Source organism: Ramlibacter paludis (genome assembly GCF_022012305.1).
In the GTDB taxonomy this organism is placed as follows: Bacteria; Pseudomonadota; Gammaproteobacteria; order Burkholderiales; family Burkholderiaceae_C; genus Ramlibacter; species Ramlibacter paludis.
The window spans coordinates 592,062-610,299 of record NZ_JAKLTM010000003.1 but is presented as its reverse complement, the minus strand read 5'-3'; the positions used below and the strand labels follow the sequence as shown (position 1 = coordinate 610,299).

Below are 18,238 nucleotides of genomic sequence, written 5' to 3'. Positions count from 1 at the left end.
TTGCATGGGACATTCGCACGGAAGCGCCGTCCGGGTGGCCGGCGCCCGGGGGTGGCTCCCTATAATCGCGCCGATGCGCCAGATCGTCCTCGACACCGAAACCACCGGCCTGTCCGCCGAGACCGGCGACCGCATCATCGAGATCGGCTGCGTGGAGCTGGTGGCCCGCAAGCTCACCGGCAACAACAAGCATTTCTACCTGAACCCGGAGCGCGACTCGCACGAGGACGCGCTCAAGGTGCACGGCATCAGCAACGAGTTCCTGCGCGACAAGCCGAAGTTCGCGGCCGTCGTCGACGAGTTCATGGAGTACGTCGCCGGCGCCGAGATCATCATCCACAACGCGCCCTTCGACATCGGCTTCCTGAACAAGGAGCTGGAACTGCTGGGCCGGCCTGCGTTCACCGGGCACGTGGCCAAGGTGACCGACTCCCTGGCCATGGCCAAGGAGATGTATCCCGGCAAGCGCAACAGCCTGGATGCGCTGTGCGACCGGCTGGAAGTCGACAACTCCGGCCGCACGCTGCACGGCGCGTTGCTGGACGCCGAATTGCTGGCCGACGTCTACATCAACCTCACGCGCGGCCAGGACGCCCTGCTGATCGACGAGGGCGACGCCAGCGCCGTCAGCGGCATCGTCACCCGCATCGACCTGCGCCAGTTCACGCTGCCTGTGCTGCTGGCCAGCGACCAGGAAGCGGCGGCCCACGAGGACGTGCTCAAGCAACTGGACAAGGCCAGCGGCGGCAAGACAGTCTGGCGTCAGCTGAGCATTTCGACTGTGGCATAATCATGGGCTTCCCGCACAGGGAAATGGGTGATTAGCTCAGCGGTAGAGCACTGCCTTCACACGGCAGGGGTCGCAGGTTCAAACCCTGCATCACCCACCAGAATTCTTCGAAACGCCACCTCCGGGTGGCGTTTTCCTTTCCGCCGGGGACAATTTCACGGGCTGCGAGCCCATCCGGCCGGAACCATCCGTGTAGGACCAGTCATACAAGGTCCTCGCCTCGTGACCTACATGAAGAAGACCTCCAGCCTCAGCCGTTGCCTTGCCGTTTTCGCCGTTTTCCTGATGGGAGCCGGCGCCGCGTCCGCCTCCGCGTCGCTGGATTCCCAGCTGCGCTGGGTGCCCGCGAACCTCGGCGGCGGCACGGTCACGCTGGATCCGAACTCGCGGCTGCTGCTGGCGCGCTCCGCCGCCGACCGCGCGGGCCTGAAGGACGTCGGCCTGGATTTCCGCGACGTCTACGGCGTGATCAACGCCGAGACCAGCTGGGTGCCGCGCGCCGGCCTCGGCCGCAACGGCGTGGTGAGCCAGGGCCTCGGCCAGTTCGAACCGGCGACGGCCAAGGCGGTGGGCCTGCGCAACCCGAACGATGCGGTGGAAGCCGTGCATGCCGCAGCGCGCCTGCTGCGCGAAGCCGCCGTCTGGAGCGCGCAGCGCATCGCCCGCCTCGGCCTGTCGCCGGAGCAGCGCGCCGCCAAGCTGCGCGAAGGCATCTCGATCTACTACAACCTCTCGACGCGCGCCCGCAGCACCTGGAGCGGGCTCAACACCGAGCAGCTGCCGGTCGAAACGCTGCGCCACATCCGCAACGTGCGGGCGGGGGCGCTGCAGGCCGACAAGCTGAATGCCAGCCTGGGCGGTCCCGCGATGCCGGCCTTGCCGCAAGTGGCGCTGCCGGCCGTTGCTGCCGCCGGCGCCGAACGTCCCGCCGCGGTCCGCACGGCCGCGGCCACGCCGCGCACCATCGGCACCATCGAGTGGTCCGGCAAGGGCGAGTCCGGCCGCCGCAGCTACGTCGTGCTGTCCAATGGCGTGGTCAAGCCGCAGTCCGGCGGCGACCTGCCGCCCGGCGCCATCCAGTGGACGCGCCGCGCCAACGGCTGATGCGCCCGGGTGCGCATCCGGCGCCCTTAAGATAGCCCGGTCCCTCCGGCTACCCGGGGCCCCAGCGGCCCGCCTCCCATCCTGCCTCCGCCCAGTCCCCTGCCGCTGATCGTCCTGCTGGCGGTCAGCCATGCCGGCTTCGCCGGCGCGCGCCTGGCCGTGTCGCTGCACGCCTTGAGCCTGCAGGCGTCCGCGCTCACGGTGGGCCTGCTCATGAGCCTGATGATGGTGGTGGCGACCTTCATTTCCGTGCCGGTGGGCCGCTGGGTCGACCGCATCGGCTACCGCAAGCCCGCCGCGCTGGGCCTGGCCGGCATCGTGGCTGGCGCCTGGAGTGCCGCGCTCTTGCCTTCGCTGGCGGGTCTTGCCGCCTGCTGCGTGCTGGTCGGAACCAGCTTCACCGTGGTCCACGTGGCCGTGAACAATGCCATCGGCCACATCGCCGGTGCGCACCGCACGCGCGCCTTCGGCTTGATGGGCGTGGGCTTCTCCCTGTCGGCGCTGGTGGGCCCGATGACGGCCGGCCTCGCCATCGACCACCTCGGCTACCGCTGGGCGTTCGCGCTGCTGTCGCTGTCGCCCTTGCTTGCCTTCGCCCTCCTGCAGCTGGCCGCGCCGTTGCTGCAGCCGCAGGGGCCGGGCGGCGCGAAGACCGGCAGCGTGATCGACCTGCTGCGGCTGCCCGCCTTGCGTTCGGTGCTGGTGGTCAGCGCCCTGGTGTCCTCCGGGTGGGACCTGTTCACCTTTCTCGTGCCGCTGCACGGCGCGCGCAACGGCTTGTCGGCCACGGCGATCGGCGTCGTGGCTGGTGGCTTCGGCGTGGGCAGCGCGCTGGTGCGGCTGGCGCTGCCCTGGATCGCGGCGCGCGTGCCGCAGTGGCGCTTGCTGGGCGGCACGCTGGTGCTGGCGGCGCTGGGCTACTTCCTCATGCCTTTCTGCACCCTCGTGGCCACCATGCTGCCCCTTGCAGTGGCACTCGGCATGGTGCTGGGTTGCGGGCAGCCGGTGGTGATGAGCCTGCTGCACGACAGCGCGCCGGCCGACCGCACCGGCGAGGCGGTGGGCCTGCGCTCCGCCATCATCAGCCTCAACCAGATGGCGCTGCCGCTGACCTTCGGCGCCTTCGGCGCGGCCCTGGGCATGCTTCCGCTGTTCTGGGCGGCCGCGGCGCTGCTCGGCGGCGGTGGCGCTTATGCCGTGCTCCGTCAACGGGGGTAAACCCGCGTCGCAGCGCTTCTTCCGCTCGTCGGCTGTTTGAAGCGTGTAAGCGGTTGTTGGAGTACTGTGTAGGGTGTTTCCGACACGCCGGAAACGCAACAATAAAAACTGCGCCTCGTCGTTGGGAAAGCGACTGCTGACCCTGGAGGCAACCGTGCCAGATCTCGATGCCGAGCGGCTGGGACATCCGTCCCAGCGCAATTCCCTTTTCGGTTCCACCGCCAAGGACGCCCCTGCACGCCGCAAGGTTCCGTTCCGCCGGTCCATGGTGTTCGAGGCACTGGAGCCGCGGCTGCTGCTGTCGGCCGACCTGTTGCCGATGCCCGATGCCGCGGACGACCAGCCCGCGGTGGCGCCGCTGGTGCAAGTGTTTGCCGGTCCGCGCGTCGACTTCCGCCTGACCGAGGCACGCACCGCACCGCGCTCGATCATCGTGGTCGACCCGGCGGTCGACCGCTGGCAGGACCTGCTGCCGCAACTGCCGCAGGACAGCACGCTGGTGATGCTCGACGACCGCCAGGACGGAGTCTCCGCCATCGCGGACGCACTGGCCGGCAGCAGCGGCATCGATTCGCTGCACATCCTCGGTCATGGCAGCGCCGGCCAGTTGCAGCTGGGCGCAACCACGCTCGACGCCGCCGGGCTTGCGCAGTTCGGCGACCAGCTGGCGCGCTGGGGCGATGCGCTCAGCGCCGACGCCGACATCCTGTTCTACGGCTGCGACGTGGCCGCCGGCGAGCCCGGCGCGGCGCTGCTGTCCGGCCTGGCCGCGCTCACGGGCGCGGACATCGCCGCATCGACGGACCGCACCGGCGAAGCCGCCCTCGGCGGCAACTGGGAGCTCGAGGCGCGCACCGGCACCATCGAGTCCGGCCTGCTGGCCCTGGACATGCCCGGCCTGCTGGCCGACATCACCGGCGACGCCGGCAACACCCCCACCCGCGACCGGCTGCTCTCGCTGCCGAACCAGAACGACACGCTCACCGGCCGCAAGCTGGACGACGTCTACGTGTTCTCGGGCGTGTTCGGCGACGACAAGGTGGTGGAGGTCGCCAACGAGGGCACCGACACCATCGACATGAGCGGCGTGGCCGCGGACATCACGCTGCGCTTCGCGGCCGACGGCTCGCTCGCCGAGATCACCAGTGGCACCAATTCCATCCGCGGCGCGCTCAACAGCGACATCGACAACGTCGAGATCGTCAAGGGCGGCACCCAGGACACCACGCTGAACCTGAGCGCGGTGACCGGCAACCTCACGGTCACCATCAAGAGCGCCGGCGCCACCAACCAGGTGGTGATCACGCGCACCGGGCAGGCGACGCCGCTGCTCACGGTCAACAAGGTCACGCACATCATCGGCGGCCTGGGCAACGACACCTTCGTCCTGCAGCCCGGCGGCTCGCTGGCCGGCACGCTGGACGGCGGCGGCGGCAACAACACGCTGGACTACTCCGCCTACACGGCCCGCGGCATCGTCAACTTCGAAACCGTGCTCGTCGGCGGCGGCGGCTTCAAGCAGGCGGTGGGCTTCACGGGCGGCGTGAAGAACATCCGCGACGTGGTGGCCGGCAAGAACATCTCGGAGATCCGCGGCGATGCGGCGGCCAACCGTCTCACCGGCAGCGCCGGGGGCAACACCCTGGTGGGCAACGCCGAGGCGGACGTCCTGCTCGGGAATGCGGGCGACGACAGCCTGTCGGGCGGCGGTGGAGTCGACGACCTGCAGGGCGGCGCCGGCGCCGATTCGCTGGATGGCGGCTCGGGCAACGAGACGCTGGTGGGCGGGGCGGGCGACGACACCTATGTTTTCGGCCCGGCCTGGGGCGTGGACGTGGCGAGCGAAGCCGACGGCGGCGGCACCGACACGATGTCCTTCGCGACGGTCAACGCCAACCTGGCTATTACGCTGGGCTCATCGGCCAACGCCGGCGCCGAGTTCTTCCAGGTCACCGAGGGCGCCAACCGCGCCACCGCCAACACGCACATCGAGGAGCTGGTGGGCGGCGCGCGCGTCAACACCTACACGGTGCTGGCAGGCTTCGCGACCAATTACGACCGCGACGGCCTGAGCAACACGCTAACCATCCGCAATCCGCTGTCGGCCGCGCAGGACATTCCCGCGGCGGTGCTGGACCTGAGCGCCATCGCCGTCACGCTCAAGGTCAGCGTCGAAATGCACAGCGAGACGGTCGACGACGTCGTCTATCGCGGCAACAAGGTGACGATCACCTTCCCGGCCACCTCGGTGATCGGCGGGCTGATCGACCGCAAGCTGGTGGTCTACAACGTGGCCACGCTGCGCACCGGCACGGCGGCCGACGAAGTGACGCTGAAGGACGGCGCCGTGCTGCGCGGGAACCTGGAAACGGGCGCGGGCGACGACAAGATCACGCTGGGCGACCGTGCGGCCATCGGCGGCAACCTCGATGGCGGTGCCAACACCAACACGCTGACCTACCAGGGCGTGAGCGAAGCGGCCTGGAACATCGGCGATTTCGACGCCGCCGAACTCAACCTGCAGCATGGCCAGTTCGCCGACGGCTTCACGCCGGCGCTGCCGCCCTTCGCGGGCGTGATCACCGAAGTCGGCCCCCTGGCCGGCGACTGGGGCCGCGTCACCGGCACCGTGGCGAACATCCAGAAGGTGGTGGGCACCGGCTCGGCCGACGCCTTCCTGGGCAACGACGGCGCCGTCGACAACATCACCGGCGGGGTGGGCAACGACCAGATCTACGCACGCGGCGGCAACGACGTGGTCGATGGCGGCAAGGGCAACGACATCCTGAGCGGCGGCGTGGGCAACGACACGATCGTCGGCGGCGACGGCAACGACACGATTGCCGGTGGCGACGGCAACGACTCGCTCGACGGCGGCGACAACGCCGACCGCTACGTGTTCCGCGACGGCTGGGGCCAGGACACCGTGGTCGAGCGCCTGACGGAAAGCCGCAACGACATCATCGACTTCTCGCCGACGAACCAGAACCTGACCTGGAGCTTCGCCGACAACATGCTGAAGGTGGGTGAGGGCGTCTTCACCCGCGAGAACGCGCTGGCGGGCAACGACTCGAAGCTGCCGGGCTTCTCCAAGGCCAGCGGCACCTTTGCCGCGGCGGCCAACCAGGTCACCGTGCAGGCCACGGGGCCGCTGGGCAAGTTCGGCAACAACGTGACCGAGGTCGTCACCGGCAAGGGCAACCAGACGCTGCTGTTCGGCAACGGCTGGAGCGACACCATCGTGCGGGCCGGCGCCACGCACGACGCGGGCCACAAGCTCACGCTGGACTTCAGCGGCGCCAGCATTCCCCTGCGCTTCACCTTCGACGTGATCGACAACGTGACGGTGCTGTATATCGAGAAGCTGACCGGCGCCACCGACCTGTCGCTCAACACGGTCAAGGACATCGCCGGCAAGGCCGAACGCATCACGGTGTACGGCATCGACGCCAACACCGACGTCATCACGGGCCGCAACAGCAACAGCCTGCGCGTCAAGCACGATGCGGTCTTCGGCGGCACGCTGACCCTGTTGAATGGCGCCAAGTTCTCCAACGTGCCCGGCTTCACCGAGCGCGCGCTGCCCAGCGGCCTGCAGATCGACAACGACGTCGACTTTACGTCCAAGCTCGGCGACGACCTGGGCAACATCTTCAGCACGACCTACGTCAACCTCGCCGACGGCAGCGTGCGGCGCGGGCCGATCACCTCGGGCCAGGGGCTGCTGAACCTCGGCAACAACTTCGGCAGCTTCCTCACCGGCCTGGCGCATCCCTTCAGCAACCTCTCGACCATCTACGAGGGCAACCTGACGAGCATGCCGGGGATCTCGAACATCATCCTCGAGCCGGCCGGCACGCTGCAGCTGCCGGCGAAGATCTCCGACATCAACTACGGCACCGGCTTCAACCTGCTGCGCGGCGACCAGGGCAACAACGTCTTCAACCACAAGGCCCTGCGCCCGGGCGTCGACCTGCTGTCCGGCCTGTCCGGGGCAGATACCTACAAGTTCAACAACCTCTGGGGCGTAGGCGCGGTCTTCGAGATGCCGGACCTGAGCATCTCCGGCGTGCCGATCCCGGAGTTCCTCGACACGCTGGACTTCTCCGGCATGTTCGGCGACGTGACGGTGGATGTCTACGACTTCTCGGCCGTCAAGAACACCGTCGGCCTGATCCCGGGCGCGGACTTCAGCGGCTGGGTGGACGTCGAGACCAACTTCCTGCTGGTGAAGGCCGGCACGTTCGGCAGCAGCTTCGTCAGCGTGCTGGAGCAGCTCGGCCTGAACCCGTCCGACTGGGGGGACTACTTCGCCAATGCGCCCACCAGCTTCCTGGTGGCCACCGACATCGAGTCGATCGTCGGCCCCAAGCTCGGGAACCTGCGGATCAACATGCACAACCATGCGGAGCTGCGCGGCACCGTCAATGGCGGCATGCTGGGCACGGTCACGCTGGACTACTCCGACTACGACGATCCGGTCTCCGTCACGGCAGGCAACTCCGTGCTGCAGACGGTGGGCCTCGGCGGCAACGGCAAGGCGGGCGGCATCGACTTCTCGGCGCTGGTGGAAGCCGGGATCTCCACCGGCAACATCCTGGGCGGCATCGGCCTGGGCAACCTGTCGCTGCCCAACCTCCCGGTCACCGCCACCGCTTCGGCGACCGGCATCCGCGGCCACCGGCTGGCCGGCCTGACCACGCTGGCCGACATCGGCGGCGAGGACAACGTCATCAGCAACACCTTCGCGCAGTTCGCCGTCAGCGGCCTGGCGACGGTGATCGGCTCGCCGCAGCACGACACCTTCCGCCAGGTGAACGGCGCGGCCATCGACATCCAGGCCAACGCCGACGACGACTACAGTTTCCCCGGCGGCCTGAACCTGCCGGGCACCAAGCGCAGCGGCGACTTCACCGTCGACCTCGGCGCCCACACGGTCCTGCTCGACGGCCAGCCTTACCTGTCCAACATCAGCAGCACCAAGGTGATCTCGGGCGTCGGCGACGACACCATCCGCGGCAGTTCCGCCGCCGAGACTTTCGAGTTCCATGCCACGCGCGGCGTCACCTCGACCACCGACTTCGGCAATGACGTCGTCGCCTCCCAGGCCACGGGCACCGGTGCGACGGACACGCTCGACTTCTCGTTCCTGCCCCGCGCCTGGGAAGGCCACACCCGCAACGTCAACATCGGCGGCGTCGACTACACCCAGATCTACTTCACCGACGGTGGCGACGAGATCTCGGACAACACCGTGCGCATCGAGCGCGGCGAGTTCAAGGTGGTCGGCAAGTTCGCCGCCGACGCCTTCGGCACCCGCAACGGCGTGACGCTTACCAAGGACAGCGTGGTGCTGGCCGATCCGCCGGCCGGCCTGGCCATCACGGCGGTGCCGCAGGCCGTGCTCGACGCGGCCGTCCTCGCCTTCGACGGCGTGAAGATCCGCGCGCCGCGCACCGACGGCACGGGCTTCGACGACTTCGAGCTCGAAGCCCGCAGCGTCACCGACTCCGACGGCGTCACCCGGGTGGTGCTGCGCTCTTCCGTCGGCACCGACATCCTCGACAGCCGCGGGCTGGGCATCGTCGTCACCGACCTGCCGGGCAAGCAGGTGAGCTCGCGGTTCGCCACCGGCGAGATCCTGATCGACGCCACCGCCGCCGACAACGGCTGGCACACGAGCACGACCACCGCACCGACCGGCGGCAAGGTCGACCTGCTGTCCGTGGTCATCCACGAGATCGGCGCGCGCCTGCACCTGGACGCGGACCACGTCACGATGGGCAACACGCTGGCGGTCGACACCGCGCACCGCACCGTGTCCGGCACCATCGAGCAGGATTCCATCGCCTGGTACGAGGCGCCGCTCGAAGCGGCGACGCTCCCCGCCGGCGCGCTCACCGCGGCCACCGCCGACACCAACGCCATCCTTGCCGCCGCCAAGACGCGCTGGGGCGCCGTCACCGTCAACGTGGCAGGCAACAGCACGGCGGCCGTCGACGTCGCCGCCAAGCTGGCCGGCGTCACCCTGCAGTTCCAGGACCTGGGCGGGCGGGAGATCGCCCGCACCCTGGCCAACGGCACCATCCTGATCGACCCCACGGCCGGCGGCCGCGGCTGGTTCGTCGACACCACCCTGGCCACGGCCGACGACATTCCGGCCGGCAAGATGGACCTGCTGTCGGTGGTGCTGCACGAAATGGGCCACGTGCTCGGCCTCGACCACGACCTGGTGCCCACCGCCGTCGACGTGATGGACCCCACCATCGCCCCCGGCACGCGCATTGCCTTGCCCACGACGGCGATCTCCGCCGTGACGCTGGCGTCGTCGGACCAGAGCAAGCTGCAAGCCGGCCTGGAAGCGTTCGGCGGCTGGGTCGGCGCGCTGGGCGAGCGGGTCGACGACATCTTCGCGCAGTCGGTCACCATCCCCTTCCTGGGCGACCTGAGCCTCGCCGGCGTGTTCGGCCTGGACGGCGATGCCGCCAGCAAGCTCACCGGCGCGCTGAAGGACGACATCGTCGATACCGTCGCGGCGCTGTTCGCGGGCGACGGCGAGGTCACCAACGACGACATCGCCGCGCTCGACTTCATCGACTTCGCCCAGGGCAACGGCAACAAGGCCTACAAGGCACGCGTCGCGCTGCCGGGCCTGGCGGCCACCCAGGACATCGACCTGGACGCGAGCAACCTGGACCTGGGCTTCGACCCGGGCATCCTGGGCATCGAGCTGAACTCGGACGTGGTGCTGCACCTGCGGGCCGGCTTCTACCTCGAATTCGAGTTCGGCATCGACAGCACCGGCGCCTTCTACGTCGACGATCCGGGCATCGTCGCCGACCTGTCCGTCGACAGCGGCGACCAGCCCTTCGACGCCGGCATCAGCATCGGGCCGGTCGGCCTCGGCATCGAGGACGGCGTCATCGACATCGGCGCGACCATGCGCATGGGCACGAACGCGCGGCTGGACTACCAGACGCTCGCCGCCAACAAGTTCGACAAGTCCATGTTCTCGCCGACGCTGGATGGCGGCGCGCACTGGAACATCGACCTGCCGCTGGAACTGACCGGCGCGCTCGGCGGCCTGGGCCTGGGCGAGATGCACATCGCCTCCAACGGCAGCTTCCAGGGCGGCCCGGCCGACCTGCGCAGCCTGCTGTCGGCGATCGACCTGCAGACGCCCAACATGGACGAGATCTTCAACCTGCGCTCGCTGAGCGCCGGCCAGATCCTCGACATGGTGATCGCCGGCCTCGATGCGCTGGTGCAACCGGACAGCGTCCTCTACCAGCCGTTGCCGCTGGTGAACCAGAGCCTGGCGGAACTGCTGGGTGGCGGCACGGACCTGCTGTCGCAATTGAAGGACGCGCTGGAGGAAGTGCGCGACTTCAGCCTCGACGGCCTGGCCGACGCATTGAACCAGCGCGTCAACGACCTGCTGGGCGCCACCCTCGACCCGTTCTCGCTCACCTACGAAGACGGAACGCTCAAGCTCGACTTCGACCTGGACTACCAGCTGGTGGGCCAGGCCTTCGGCTTCGACATCGATCTCGAGTCCTATGCGCAGCAACTCGGCATCGGCAGCCTTGCCGGCCTGGGCCTGGAGGTCAACGTCGACGACGTCAACCTCGAACTGCTGGCGTCCCTGGGCATCGACTTCGGCATCTCCTTCGACCTCAGCGACCTCTCCGCACCCGTCGCCTCCATCGACGACGACGCGGGGGTGACCCTGTCCGCGCACCTGGGCACGACCGACCCGATCGACATCTCGGTGCTGCTGGACCTGTTCGGCTTCGGCAAGGTCGGCTTCCTGATCGACGACGCGACGGCCAGCGTGGACCTCGCCGCCCGCTTCGGCCTGGCGCATACCGGCACCGGCAGCTATGCCATCACGTCCAGCGGCATCCCCGGCCTGTCGCTGGAGGCGACGGTGACGGGCTCGGCGGCCATCGACCTGCCGCTGTACTTCCCGTCGGCCAGCTTCCCGATCGGCGGCTCGGCCGAGGACAACGACGGCGACGGCATCGGCGACAACGTGCTGCACCTGGGCGCCCAGATGGAAAACGGCGCCTTCACCTGGGAGACCGTCGCGCCGCAACTGGGCGACCTGTTCAACGTCTCCGCGCTGCTGAACGATCCGTCGCAGGTGCTGCACGGCCTGGAGGCGATGTTCGACGGCATCCGCAACACGATCCGCAACAACATCGAGAGCCTGAAGCTGCCGCTGATCGGCGACAAGCTGGCCGGCGCCGCCGGCTTCGTCGACGACCTCAAGCACTCGCTGCTCGGCCAGGCCAACGCCGAGGGCAAGTACTACAACGGGGCGAACGAAGCCTCGGGCTACCTGGACACCCTGGGCGGCTTCCTGCAGGAAGCGATCGACACCGGCAGCGGCACCTTCGAGTTCATCGTCGACCGCGTGCGCCAGGAGCTTTTCGACAAGCTCGGCGCCTACCTGCAGGTGCCGCTCACCGACGACAGCGGCACCATCCTGTACGACGCGCGGGGCCGCGTGCAGTACCGCAACGTGGAGAGCGCCGACGACATCCAGGTGGACTTCACCGGCACCGGCATCAGCTTCAACCTGCTGCTGGCCGGCACCGTGTTCGACCTCGACGTGCCGCTGGACTTCGGCGCGGCCTTCCCCGGCTTCGAGCTGCGCAGCGACACCACCATCCAGTTCGAGCTGGGCTACCAGCTGGGACTGGGCTTCGGCTTCGATGCCAACGACGGCTTCTACGTCGACACCTCCGGCGCCACCGCGTCCGGCGAAGAACTGATCCTGTACCTGGACGTCACCATTCCGGACAACAGCGGCCTGTCGGCCGAACTGTTCTTCCTGACGGCGCAGCTCACGAGCACGGCCGACGAGGACGGCGAGAGCGGGCTGTTCGGCCAGTTCACGGTGGACCTCAAGGACTCCAACAACGACGGCCGCTGGCGCCTGTTCAACCCGCGCGGCGCCACCGGCGAGAAGGGCCTGGAGGGCCTGACGGTCGAAGCCCGCTTCAAGGCCGAGGCCAACGTCGACCTGAATGCCCGCGTCGCGATCTCCGCCGGCGACATCTCGCTGCCCGAGATCACCACCAAGATCCACTACGACCAGGTCTTCGCCGACATCCGCATCGGCCAGGGCTTCAGCGCCGACTTCTCCGGCAGCGCCGTGATCCAGTTCGAGGACGTGACCCTCGACCTGGGCAAGGCCATCAGCGGCTTCGTCGCGCCCATCGTCGAGACGGTGGGCGACATCATCGCGCCGGTGAAGCCGGTGGTGGACCTGCTGCTGACGCCGATCGACCTGGGCATCACCCAGTTCCGCCTGCTGGACCTGGCGCGCCTGAAGCTGTCGGCCACCCAGTTCGCCACCGTCGAAAAGGCGGTGTATGCGATCCAGGACGCGATCGACTTCATCGACATGGTCAACAGCGTCGGCAACGACAGCATCCTGATCAACTTCGGCAGTTTCACGCTGGGCGGAGCGCAGCTGGCGGCCAAGAGCGCCGCATCGGTGCCCACCACCACCGCCGCCACGCCCAACCTGGGCAACCTGGGCGGCGCGGCCGCCGGCAGCAGCGCGGCGCAGGTGACCAAGAAGTTCGGCACGACCAAGGGCGCGTTCCGCTTCCCGATCCTGCAGGACCCGAAGAGCGTCTTCGGCCTGCTCATGGGCAAGGACGTCGACCTCTTCATCTTCGACATGCCCAACCTGGACCTGGGCTTCACCTACACCAAGTCCTACCCCGTGTTCCCGGGCCTGAACGCCCGGCTGACCGGCGAGATCTCGGCCAAGACCAACTTCAGCTTCGGCTTCGACACTTCGGGCATCCGGGCCTGGGCCGAGGAAGAGGACTTCGCGCTCAGCGAGATCGACCGCATCTTCGAAGGCTTCTTCGTCGACGACCACGGCATCGAGGGCAGCGCCACCGACAAGCCGGAAATCTCGCTCTATGCCGCGATCAAGGCCGGCGCCTCGCTGGGCATTGGCGGCCTCGTGGAGGCCGGCGTCGAGGGCGGCATCGAAGCCCGCATCGACTTCGACCTGGCCGACGTGCCGAACAAGGGCACCGGCCCGGGCACGGTCAACCCGACGGCGAAGTACGACGGCAAGCTGCGCATCGACGAGATCATCGCGCGCATCGACCAGGACCCGCTGTGCCTGTTCAACATGCACGGCGAGCTGCGCGCCTTCCTGGAGGCCTTCATCTGGGTCGGCATCGACGCCGGCTTCTTCGAGATCACCCTGTTCGAGGCGCGCGAACGCTTCGTCGACGTGGTCATCGCCAGCTTCGAACACAGCTGCCCGCCGCCCGACGTGCCGGTGGTGGCGCGCCTGGAAGGCAGCACGCTGGTGCTGGTCAACGAGGTGGACGGCTCCGCCGTCGACGAGGCGCACACGCACCGCGTCGAGCGCGGCGACTACGTCTGGAACGACGCCAGCCAGGCGCTGGAGTGGGTCGGCAGCGAGACCGGCAACCACATCCGGGCCCGCATGGGCAGCTTCGCGCGCGACTTCATGGTCAGCCAGGTCACGCGCATCGAAGGCCACGGCAGCTCCGAGGCCGACCGCTACTTCATCGATGCCGGACTGGACGGCATGGACATCCTGCTGGAAGGCGGCGGCGGGAACGACAAGTTCACGGTGACCAGCGGCCGCAACGTCACGGTACGCGGCGGCAACGACGACGACATCGTGGAAATCACGGCAGCCGTGCTGGGCGCCATCGACGTCGACGGCGGCAGCGGCCGCGACGACATCAAGATCGCCGTGCCCGAGGACGAAACGCAGGTCCGCTACACGGCCGCCACGCTGCGCGGCGGCTCCGGCGACGACAAGATCGCGGGCGGCAGCCTGGTCGACACGATCTACGGCGGCGCGGGCCGCGACCTGATCGTCGGCCTGGCCGGCAACGACATCATCTACGGCAACGATACGCGCGACGGTGGCGACTCGGAAGACCGCGACCAGATCGACGGCGGCGAAGGCAACGACAGCATCTATGGCGGCGCCGGCATCGACAAGATCAAGGGCGGCCTGGGCGACGACATGCTGGTCGGCGGCTCCGGCGACGACTACATCGAAGGCAACGAAGGCGTAGACACGATCTTCGGCGAAGGCGGCGACGACCAGCTGGTGGGCGGCCTCGCGGCCGACGTGATCAACGCCGGCGACGGCGGCGACTTCATCCGCTGGACGCATGGCGACGGCAATGACACCGTCGATGGCGGCACCGGCAGCGACAAGGTGCTGGTGCAGGCGCAGACCGGCGCGGTGACCGACACCTTCGACGTGCGGCGCGGCAGCACCACGGATTCCACCGTCACCTACACCGACTTCGGCGGCCTGGTGGCGCTGGTCTCGATGAACAGCGTCGAACTGCTGCGGCTGGAAGCGGGCGAGGGCGCCGACATCATCAACGTGGCCGACCTGCGCGGCGCGGCGCTGGGCCGCGTCGAAGTGGACGCCGGCCGCGGCGAGATCTTCGAGCAGCAGCGCATCCTCCAGGGCGCGACCGTCTCCGAAAGCACGGTGGTCGCCACCACCGGCGGCAACCGCACCGTGTACCTGGCCGGCAGCCAGCGCGCGGTGTACCTGCGCGACCACGACCTCGATCCGCTGGGCGAGGGCCAGGAAGTGGACGACACCTTCGTCCGCCACGCGCTCACCAGCGGCAACTACCTGTTCAACGACGACGGCACGCCGACGATCCTGAACGAGCTGATCAACGGCACCAACTACCGCGTGCAGCAGCACCTGGGCGTGGTCGACACCACCCAGGGCCTGATCCAGGTCGAGACGCGCAACCTGGTGCTCGCCACCGAGGGCGGCAAGATCGTGACGCCGGTCTTCGTGCAGACCACCAAGCCGATCACGGAGGACAGCTTCGTCTTCCGGCGCTATGCCCTGCAGGATGGCGGCCAGTACCTGTTCGACGCCAGCGGCGCGCCCTTGTACCAGTCGACCGCCGACGTGACGGTGGTGTCCGGCACCGAGGTGCGGGCGGCGCTGGTCGGCCCCATCGTCGCCGGCGGCACCTGGAGCGTCAGCATCCGCGGCTCGGACAACACCAACATCGATTACCAGGTGAACGCCGCCAGCGGCGACTCCGTCGCCACCCTGGCCACGCGCATCGCGGCGGCGCTGCCCTCCGGCTCGACCTACACGGCCACCGCCAACAATGGCGTGCTGACCTTCCGCAACACGGGCAACATCACCTTCGAATTCTCCCTGGCCGGTCCCGGCGATGCCGACCCGATCCAGCGCCATGTGGGCAACCTGCTGCTGCTGAACGGCCAGCCGGTGCTGGAGACGGTGGAATCGCGCCGGCTCGTGAGCGAAAGCGCGCTGCCGGTCTCGATCGGCGACACCACCGGCGACGGCGTCGCGGAAACGGTCAGCAGCTTCTACCGCTATCGCCTGGCTTCCGGCAGCCACCTGTTCGATTCACAGGGCGTGCCCTTGCTGGACAAGCAGGACATCGGCGGGCGCGACTTCTGGGTGCAGCGCACGAGCGCCAACGCCGTGCTCTTCACCGCCGCCGGCGGCGCCCATGTGCTGGAGGAAGTGGAGACGCGCGCGACGAGCACCTCGGTGGTCATGGATACCGAGCAGGTGTTCCAGCGCAGCAACCAGAAGGTCGTGCTGCACACCGATCCGCTCGCGACGGGCGAAACGGTCCTGCAGACCTTCTCGCGCTGGCAGCTGCGCACCGGCGGCACCTATCTCTACAACGAGGACGGCTCGCCCAAGCTGCAGCAGGAAACCATCCGCGGCGTGCTGACCAACGTGCAGGCCTACACCGGCCCGCGCCTGCTGGTCGCCGGCAAGCCGGTGCTGGAGCAGGTGGAGACACGCATCCGCAGCCTGGGCGGCGATGCCCAGAACAACGCCTACGTGGCGATCGTGGGAGCGACCCCGCAGACCGGCGACTTCACGCCGCGCGACTCGTTCTACCGCTTCAAGCTGGCCGGCAACGGCAGCTACCTGTACGACATGGACGGCACGCCCAAGCTGCTGGACGTGACGATAGGCGGCACGGTCTACCGGGTGCAGGACGCCACGGGCGACAAGCTCAAGACGGCGACCGGCGCCTTCGTGCTGGAACAGGCCGAAACGCGCCTGCACAACACCTCGCAGAGCATCAAGACGCCGGTGGCGGCCGTCGATGCCAACGGCGCGCCGATCATGGAATCGGTGGCACAGGTGACCAAGCCGCAGGTCGGCGTGGCCGGCAAGGTGACCTTCATCGGCCCGGTGAACCCCGGCAGCGTCTGGAGCTACAGCATCGGCGACTGGAAGGCTTCCTACACCGCCAACACCACCGACGGACTGGACGTCGACGTCATCGCCGCCAAGCTGGCCGCGATCACCGGTGTCCCTGCGGGTTACCTGGTGACGGTCGTCAACGACGGCAACAACGCCGACGAGCGCGCCACGATCCAGGTCACGCGCGTGAGCGGCGAGCTGTTCTCGCTGACCGCCGAGCCGCTCAAGGGCGTGCCGGTGTACCAGCGCGACGAGAACAACAACATCGTCTACGACCGCTTCGTCACGCCGGTGTTCGGCCTCGACTCCCAGGCCGACACCATCACCGTGTTCGGCACGGGCGGCGCCGACAGCTTCACGGCGCGCACCCTGTTCGACAACAACACCAGCGCCAACGTCATGCAGGTCGCCCTGCAGGGCGGCGTGCTGGTGCAGGTGGAGAACAGCAACAAGGCCAGCGACGAGGTGTTCGTGCGCAGCTACGCGCAGGGCGCCGATCTCTCGGCCGCCAACGCGGCGGACCGCGACACGCTGGATGCGCGCGGCATCACGGTCGAACTGGTGAAGATCCTGCACCTGCACAGCGGCGTGGGCGACGACACCGTGATCGGCTCGATGTTCGTCGACGAGATCCAGTCCGGCCTGGGCAACGACCTCGTCACCGGCGGCGCCGGCGTGGACGTGTTCCTCGATGCCGGCGGCAGCGACACCCTGACCGAGACGCGCAACCTCGACCTGGCCCTGTACGGCAACTACTACCTGGCGGGTCACATCCAGCGCGGCACCTACGACCAGTGGCTGGCGGGGGTGGAGGTCGAGAGCCTGCTGCAGGCCGGCCAGCCGATCTTCGAGTTCGTGCGCCTGACCGGCGGCGAGAACGACAACCTGCTGGTGGTCAACGACAACAACGGCGTGGTGAACGCGGCTGCCAACGGCATGCTGTCGGTCACGGTGGTGAGCGCCGCCGTCACCCTGGACAACGTGTCCAACTTCGGCAGCTCCGCGGCCGAGAACTACGTCATCTACACCACCGACGGCGCCGGCTCCAACATCACCATCGCCGACAGCGGCGGCACCACCGGTCTCGACTACCTGCTGGTGTTCGGGCGCGACGTGGCCGACCTGCTGCGGATGGAAGTGCTGAACCCGAACACGCCGCAGCAGGACGCGCGCATCGTGGTCGGCGCGGATTCGCCCGACGTCATCCACTACGACGCCCGCATCGAGAAGATCGTCATCGACACCGGCGAAGGCGCCGATTCCGTGCGCCTGGACGACAACCGCGCCGACACCGAGATCTACCTCGGCGCCGGCAAGGACACGGTGGCCATCGGCACCGTGGTGCTCAAGCCCTCCAGCAACAACGACGGCATCCCGGTGGTGGACCTGTCGCTGACCACGGCCGGCGTCAGTGCCCGCACGCAGATCTTCGGCGGCAGCGGCAACGACGAATTCGAGATCAACTACAACAAGGCCGAGATCTGGCTGTACGGCGAGAGCGGGGACGACCTCTTCATCATCAACACCTTCCTGGTGGAGAAGACCAGCCTCAACAACGACAACCGGCCGAAGGCACGCTCGCTGGTGGGCGGGCAGGGCACCAACACCTACGACGTGCGCACCGGCGACCAGCGGCGTGCCGACCAGGCCGCCCTGTACGACTACCTGCAGAGCGCCAACGTCAACATCGACGGCGGTCCGGGCGTCGACACCATCGTGATCAACGGCACGCCGATCGGCGACGTGTTCGTGGTGGCCAAGAACTTCGTGGCCGGCGCCGGCCGCTTCATCAACTTCGAAGGCATCGAACGCCTGGAGCTGAACACCGCGGACGGCGACGACGAGATCTACGTGCTGTCGAC

Annotated in this window: 4 protein-coding genes and 1 tRNA gene (1 of these 5 running past the window's edge); all 5 read left to right on the top strand. The window is 68.5% G+C overall.

Translation table 11 applies throughout. The features are described 5' to 3' along the window. Nucleotides 1–73 precede the first annotated feature (73 nt). Entirely contained in the window at nt 74–790 is a 717-nt protein-coding gene (gene dnaQ, locus LZ009_RS13240) for a DNA polymerase III subunit epsilon (RefSeq protein WP_275698401.1), read from the top strand. A gap of 25 nt (nt 791–815) precedes the next feature. Next, nucleotides 816–890: transfer RNA gene (locus LZ009_RS13235), tRNA-Val, on the top strand. A gap of 131 nt (nt 891–1,021) precedes the next feature. Next, complete coding sequence (locus LZ009_RS13230; RefSeq protein ID WP_275698400.1) at nt 1,022–1,894, top strand: lysozyme family protein; 873 nt, start codon at nt 1,022–1,024, stop codon at nt 1,892–1,894. 78 nt (nt 1,895–1,972) lie between these two features. Further along, the gene (locus LZ009_RS13225) at nt 1,973–3,112 is read left to right on the top strand and encodes an MFS transporter (RefSeq protein ID WP_346730742.1); all 1,140 of its coding nucleotides are present in this window, start codon (nt 1,973–1,975) and stop codon (nt 3,110–3,112) included. A 154-nt stretch (nt 3,113–3,266) separates the two neighbouring features. Continuing rightward, a protein-coding gene (locus LZ009_RS13220) for a DUF4347 domain-containing protein (protein WP_275698399.1) crosses the window boundary here: on the top strand, nt 3,267–18,238 show its 5' end (the start). Its footprint extends 15,121 nt past the window's final position; only the first 14,972 of its 30,093 coding nucleotides appear in the window; the start codon lies at nt 3,267–3,269; its stop codon lies off the right edge, out of view.

Excerpts from the sequence above, each read along its gene's own strand:
- dnaQ (WP_275698401.1), top strand. The coding sequence starts at position 74 with ATGCGCCAGATCGTCCTCGACACCGAAACCACCGGCCTGTCCGCCGAG.
- LZ009_RS13230 (WP_275698400.1), top strand. The coding sequence starts at position 1,022 with ATGAAGAAGACCTCCAGCCTCAGCCGTTGCCTTGCCGTTTTCGCCGTT.